The sequence below is a fragment of the Deinococcus pimensis DSM 21231 genome, from assembly GCF_000519345.1.
Lineage (GTDB): Bacteria > Deinococcota > Deinococci > Deinococcales > Deinococcaceae > Deinococcus_A > Deinococcus_A pimensis.
This window is the reverse complement of record NZ_KI912668.1, coordinates 19,111-25,273: the sequence shown is the minus strand read 5'-3', so window position 1 is coordinate 25,273 and position 6,163 is coordinate 19,111. Positions and strand designations below refer to the sequence as shown.

The 6,163-nt window shown below is 67.9% G+C and carries 3 protein-coding genes, 4 tRNA genes and 1 pseudogene; 5 read left to right on the top strand and 3 right to left on the bottom strand.

The window, feature by feature from the left end; translation table 11 throughout:
• The 3 genes and pseudogenes from DEIPI_RS40295 to DEIPI_RS0118005 all read right to left on the bottom strand — a co-directional run.
• Nucleotides 1-433: pseudogene (locus tag DEIPI_RS40295) on the bottom strand (hypothetical protein); the annotation flags it as partial.
• 81 nt (nt 434-514) lie between these two features.
• Nucleotides 515-2,365, bottom strand: coding sequence for an ABC transporter ATP-binding protein (locus tag DEIPI_RS0118010; protein ID WP_027482677.1), 1,851 nt, complete (start codon nt 2,363-2,365; stop codon nt 515-517).
• Entirely contained in the window at nt 2,362-4,218 is a 1,857-nt protein-coding gene (locus DEIPI_RS0118005; protein ID WP_045234654.1) for an ABC transporter ATP-binding protein, read from the bottom strand. The genes DEIPI_RS0118010 and DEIPI_RS0118005 overlap by 4 nt, the downstream gene beginning before the upstream one ends.
• Before the next feature lie 318 nt (nt 4,219-4,536).
• On the opposite strand from DEIPI_RS0118005, the gene DEIPI_RS0118000 reads away from it, so the two are divergent.
• The 5 genes from DEIPI_RS0118000 to tuf all read left to right on the top strand — a co-directional run.
• Nucleotides 4,537-4,612 (top strand) — tRNA-Thr (locus DEIPI_RS0118000).
• A gap of 33 nt (nt 4,613-4,645) precedes the next feature.
• Nucleotides 4,646-4,731: transfer RNA gene (locus DEIPI_RS0117995), tRNA-Tyr, on the top strand.
• 5 nt (nt 4,732-4,736) lie between these two features.
• Nucleotides 4,737-4,812: transfer RNA gene (locus DEIPI_RS0117990), tRNA-Gly, on the top strand.
• Between the two features lies 1 nt (nt 4,813).
• Nucleotides 4,814-4,888, top strand: a tRNA-Thr gene (locus DEIPI_RS0117985).
• Nucleotides 4,889-4,947: 59 nt separating this feature from the next.
• Nucleotides 4,948-6,163: elongation factor Tu (tuf, locus tag DEIPI_RS32400; RefSeq protein ID WP_045234653.1), on the top strand; the 1,216-nt coding region annotated here is incomplete at its 3' end.

Below are 6,163 nucleotides of genomic sequence, written 5' to 3'. Positions count from 1 at the left end.
CGAACAGGCCTTTCGGGACGGCCTCGACCCGGACGTGCGCGCGAGTGTGCCCGTGAAGCGGGAAGCGGCGGTGGAAGGGGTTGAGCCCGCCCGCCGTGACGCGCCCGCCCGCCGCGTCCGTGAGGATCACGAGGCCCTCGCCGCCCACGTCGAGCGCCAGTTCCGCGAGGTGGGCGTCCCAGCCCTCGGGGACGCTCAGGTCCGCCTCGAACAGGGCGGGGCCGCCCGTGACGGCCTGATCCACCGCGGGCCACGCGTCGCCCACGCTCAGGGGCACGGGCGCCGCGCCGGGCGCCGCGAAGGTCCACCCCTCCACCGCGCTCGTGGCGCGCGCCTGCCAGCCGCGCAGCTCGTCACGGAGCCGCCCGAGCCGCTCGCGGCGCTGCTCGGGCGTGAGGTGCCAGGTTCCGGGCGTGAAGTGCTCTGGGGCCATGGGGAGACCGTACCAGTTCCGGTGGGGCGGAAGGCGAAGGGCCCCGGCGCGTCACGCCGGGGCCCTTTCCTGCCGTGAGGTTCAGTCGTCGGCGGCCATGCCGCCCTCGGCGTACTGGAGGCGGTACAGGCGCGCGTAGTACCCGCCGCGCGCGAGGAGCTCCGCGTGCGAGCCCTCCTCCACGACGCGGCCCTTGCGCATCACGACGATGCGGTCGCAGTGCTCGATGGTGGAGAGGCGGTGCGCGATGATGATGCTGGTGCGGCCCACCATGACCTTGCGCAGCGCCGCCTGGATCTGCAGTTCCGTCTCCGTGTCGATGTTGGCGGTGGCCTCGTCGAGGACGAGCAGGATGTCGGGGTTCTGGATGAGCGCGCGGGCGAAGGCGATGAGCTGCTTCTGCCCGGTGGAGAGCGTCGCGCCGCGCTCGCGGACCTCGGTGTCGTAGCCCTCGGGGAGGCCCATGATGAAGTCGTGCACGCCGACGTACTTGCAGGCCTGCACGACGCGCTCGTGCGGGATCTCGGGGTTGCCGAGCGTGAGGTTGCTCTCCATGGTGCCCGCGAAGAGGAAGACGTCCTGCAGCACCACGCCCACATGACGGCGCAGGTCGTGCTGCTGGAGGTCGCGGACGTCGGTGCCGTCCACCTTCACGCTGCCGCGCTGCACGTCGTAGAAGCGGCTCACGAGGCTGGTGATGCTGGTCTTGCCCGCGCCGGTCGCGCCGACGAGGGCGACGCTCTCGCCGGGGCGGATGTGGAGGTCGATGCCGCGCAGCGTCCAGCGGTCGTCGGTGTCGGGCGTGTCCGCGGTGACGTTCTCGTCGTAGGCGAACCAGACGCCCTCGAGGTCCACGCGGCCCTCGAAGCTGGTCAGGGCGCGCGCGCCGGGCTTGTCGGTGATGCGCTCCTCGGTGTCGAGGACGCCGAAGATGCGTTCGCTGGACGCCATGGCGGCCTGCAGGTTGTTGAAGACGTCCGCGAGGTCCTGGATGGGCTGGAAGAGCGCGGTGATGAACCCGACGAACGCGACGAGCGTGCCGATCGTGACGCCCGCGCCCTGCAGGATGCCGCGCCCGGCGTACCACAGCACGAGCGCCGTCGCGACCTGCGCGAGGATCGACACGGTCGGCATGTACAGCGAGAACCACTTGATGCTGTTGAGGTTCGCGCCGAGCAGGTCGCGGTTGGCGCGGTCGAACTCCACGCCGATGCGCGCCTCGCGGGAGAAGAGCTGCACGGTGGTCATGCCGGTGATGTTCTCGTTGAGCTTGCTGTTCACGATGGCCTGCTGGAGGCGCGTGTGACGGAACGCGTCGCGGATGCGGACGCGGAAGAAGCTCGTGACGAAGAACAGGATGGGCAGCACGGCGAAGCTGACGAGCGCGAGCTGCCAGCTGATGCTGAGCATGATCACGACGTACACGACGATCAGGAGGCTCGACTGGATCAGGGAGACGAGGCCCGCCGTGATGAACTGGTTGATGGCGTCCACGTCGGACGTGACGCGCGTGATGAGGCGCCCGACGGGATTCTGGTCGAAGAAGGCGAGGTGCAGGCGCTGCAGCTTCGTGAAGAGGTCGCTGCGGATGTCGTACAGGACGCGCTGGCCGAGGTAGCTGATGGCGAGCGTGAAGCCGTAGCGCAGCGCGAACTCGACGATCTTGAGCCCGAGGTAGCCGAGCGCGATGGTGACGACGCCGCGGTAGAGGAGTTCACGCTCGGCGCGGGGCGTGCCGTCGGGGTAGACGAGGTACTGGTCGATGGCGTGCCGCTGGAGCAGGTTGAACAGGGGCTGCGAGATCGCGATGAGCAGCGCGAGCAGCAGTCCGGCCCCGACGAGCTTCGTGTAGGGCTTGAGGTAGTTGAGGATGCGGCGCGTCAGGTGCGCGTCGAAGTCCTTCTTGGCAGCCTCGTCGGCCTGGATGGTCATGAACGGGCCTCCGCCTCGCTGGGCCGGGGGGTGGATTCGGTGTCCTCGTCGACTTCCCTCGCGAGGCGCTGCTTGCGTTCGAGTTCGGCGTAGTGCCCGCCGCGCTCGAGGAGCTCGTCGTGGCTGCCCTGCTCGACGATGCCGCCGCCGTCGAGGACGACGATGTGGTCGGCGTGCCTCAGGGTGGAGACGCGGTGCCCGATGAGGAGGACGGTGCGGCCCCGCTGCACCTCGCGCAGGCCGCGCAGGATGCGCGACTCGGTCTCGGTGTCGACGGCGCTGGTGGCGTCGTCGAGGATGAGGATGGCGGGTTCGCGGACGATGGCGCGCGCGAGGGCGGTGCGCTGGCGCTGACCGCCGGAGAGGGTGACGCCGCGCTCGCCGAGCATGGTGTCGTAGCCGTTCGGGAAGTCCTCCACGTCGCGCGCGAGCCCCGCGAGTTCGGCGGCGGCGCGGACGCGGTTCATGTCGGGCGGGCTGTCGCTCGCGGCGGGCACCTTCGTGCTGAGGACGCTGACGCGCGTGGGGATGGGCTCGAAGCCCTCGTTGTCGAGACCGAAGGCGATGTTGCGGGCGATGCTGTCGCTGAACAGGAAGGGTTCCTGCGGCACCACGCCGATGTTGGCGCGCAGCGTCTTGAGGGGGATGTGGCGGACGTCCGTGCCGTCGATGAGGACGCGGCCGTCGCTGGGATCGGCGAGACGCGCGACGAGCTGCGCGAGGCTGGTCTTGCCGCTCCCGGTGGGGCCCGTGATGCCGAGGGTGATCCCGGCGGGCACGTTGAGGGTGATGTCGTGCAGGACGGTCGTCTGGCCGTAGCGCAGCGAGACGTGGTCGAAGCGCAGGTCGCCGCGCAGCGTGCGGATGGAGCGGTCCGTGCGTTTCGTGTCGTGCACGAGGGGGCGCGCGTCGAGCATCTCCTGCAGGCGGTTCCAGGAGGCGAGGCCGCGCTGGGTGAGGTTCGCGATGAAGCCGATGGAGAGCATGGGCCACGCGAGGCGTTCCAGGGTGAGGGCGTACTGGGTGAAGCGGCCCACCGTGAGCGTCTCGCCGGGCACGAGCCCGAGGATCATGCGGCCGCCGTAGAGCAGCACGAGGACGTAGGCGATGCCCATCAGGAGGCTCATGAAGGCCTGCAGGGGGCCCTCGACGCGCACGAGCGACAGCAGGCGCCGGATGAGCTCGTTGTTCATCGTCTTGTACTCGGCGATCTCGCGGTGTTCGATGGCGTAGCCCTTGACGACGCGGGCGCCGGAGAAGTTCTCCTGCGCCTTGGCGCTGATGGCGGAGTTCTGCTCCTGCACGAGGACGTACCGCTTGCTGATCTGCCGCGCGAGGTAGTACAGCACGAGGATGATGACCGGGAAGACGGCGAGGACGAGCAGCGTGAGCTTGACGGAGATGCCGAACATCACGAACAGCGACGAGCCGAAGGCCGTGACGACGCTCGCGATCTGCCACGCGCCGAAGCCGAGCATCTCGCGCACGGCGGAGAGGTCGCCGGTGAGGCGGTTCATCAGGTCGCCGGTGCGGGCGCGGTCGTAGTAGTGCTTGTCGAGCCCCTGGAGGTGCGCGAAGATGTCGCGCCGGACCTCGTACTCGGTCTGTCGGCTGGCCACGACGATCTGGCGGCGCATGACGAACATCGCGGCGCCCGAGAGGGCGGCGCCGCCGATCACGCCGAGCGCGTAGAGCAGCACGACGCCGAGGGTGGTGCCGGGCGTGCTGGGGTCGCCGTCGCCCGCGCGGCGCAGGGCGTCGATGGCGCGACCGAGGAAGTAGGCCGGGAGGAGGATGGAGGCGTTCGCGATCGTGACGGCGATGAGGCCCACGATGTACTGCCGCCTGTGCATGGAGAGGTACGGCCACAACGTTCGCAGACTGTTCAAGATCACCTCGGGCGGCTTCGGCGCGCTGGGATAGAGGAGTCAGTCTACGCGCGCCGGTCGGCTTATCACTATGCGCCGTATGGCCGAGTTCGAGGGTGGAACTTCGTGAAGTTCCGTTCCCTGTTCGGCCCCTCGGGGCGCGGCGCGCGGCGTTTCTTGACAACGGTTTTGGGCGGTGCTAGTATCCCAATCCGGAAGTGGACGAGCGGCCGAGCGGTCACGCGAGGCGTAGCGAGGAAGTTTCCGCGCTCAGGGAGCTCTCGCTTCCGAGGCAGGACAGGTGCCACTCTAGCTCAATTGGTAGAGCACCCGACTTGTAATCGGAAGGTTAGGAGTTCAAGTCTCCTGAGTGGCTCCAACGAAGTGGGTCAGTGCAAGTTTGGACCAGCGCGGGTAGGTGGCCGAGTGGTTAAAGGCGACAGACTGTAAATCTGTTCTCGAAAGAGTACGGCGGTTCAAATCCGCCCCTGCCCACCATCATCGCGGGAGTAGCTCAGCTGGTAGAGCGTCAGCTTCCCAAGCTGAATGTCGCGAGTTCGAATCTCGTCTCCCGCTCCATGCTCGTGTAGCTCAGTGGTAGAGCACTCCCTTGGTAAGGGAGAGGTCGTCGGTTCAATCCCGACCACGAGCTCCAGAAGTTGGTCGAATGGGCCCGCGAGACACGCGGGCCGCATTCTCATGAGGAGGATTATTATGGCGAAGGGTACGTTCGAACGCACGAAGCCGCACGTGAACGTCGGCACCATCGGTCACGTCGACCACGGCAAGACCACCCTCACGGCCGCGATCACCTTCACCGCCGCCGCCGCCGACCCCACCGTCGAAAAGCTCGCCTACGACCAGATCGACAAGGCCCCCGAAGAAAAGGCCCGCGGCATCACCATCAACACCGCCCACGTCGAATACAACACCCCCACCCGCCACTACAGCCACGTCGACTGCCCCGGCCACGCCGACTACGTCAAGAACATGATCACCGGTGCCGCCCAGATGGACGGAGCCATCCTGGTGTGCAGCGCCGCCGACGGCCCCATGCCCCAGACCCGCGAGCACATCCTGCTCGCCCGTCAGGTCGGCGTGCCCTACATCGTCGTGTTCCTCAACAAGGTCGACATGGTCGACGACGAAGAACTCCTCGAACTCGTCGAGATGGAAGTCCGCGAACTGCTCGGCCGCTACGAATTCCCCGGTGACGACGTGCCGATCATCCGCGGCAGCGCGCTGCAGGCCCTCGAAGCCCTGCAGGGCAACCCCAAGACCCAGCGTGGCGAGAACCCCTGGGTGGACAAGATCTGGGAACTGCTCGACGCGATCGACGCGTACATCCCCACCCCCGAACGCGCCACCGACAAGCCCTTCCTGATGCCCGTCGAGGACGTCTTCACCATCACCGGGCGCGGCACCGTCGCGACCGGACGCGTGGAGCGCGGCATCGTCAAGATCCAGGACGACGTCGAAATCGTCGGACTGTCGGACACCCGCAAGACGATCGTCACGGGCATCGAAATGCACCGCAAGCTGCTCGACCAGGGCATGGCGGGCGACAACGTGGGCGTGCTGCTGCGCGGCGTGGCCCGCGACGACATCGAACGCGGTCAGGTGCTGGCCAAGCCCGGGAGCATCACCCCGCACACCAAGTTCGAGGCGAGCGTGTACGTGCTCTCGAAGGACGAGGGTGGCCGTCACAGCGCGTTCTTCGGCGGGTACCGTCCGCAGTTCTACTTCCGCACGACGGACGTGACGGGCGTGGTGGAACTTCCGGCGGGCGTGGAGATGGTGATGCCGGGGGACAACATCTCGTTCACGGTGGAACTGATCAAGCCGATCGCGATGGAGGAAGGCCTGCGCTTCGCCATCCGCGAGGGTGGCCGTACCGTCGGCGCCGGCGTCGTCACCAAGGTGCTCCAGT

Coding starts and splice junctions, on each gene's coding strand:
- DEIPI_RS0118010 (WP_027482677.1), bottom strand. CDS start 2,365: ATGACCATCCAGGCCGACGAGGCTGCCAAGAAGGACTTCGACGCGCAC.
- DEIPI_RS0118005 (WP_045234654.1), bottom strand. CDS start 4,218: ATGCACAGGCGGCAGTACATCGTGGGCCTCATCGCCGTCACGATCGCG.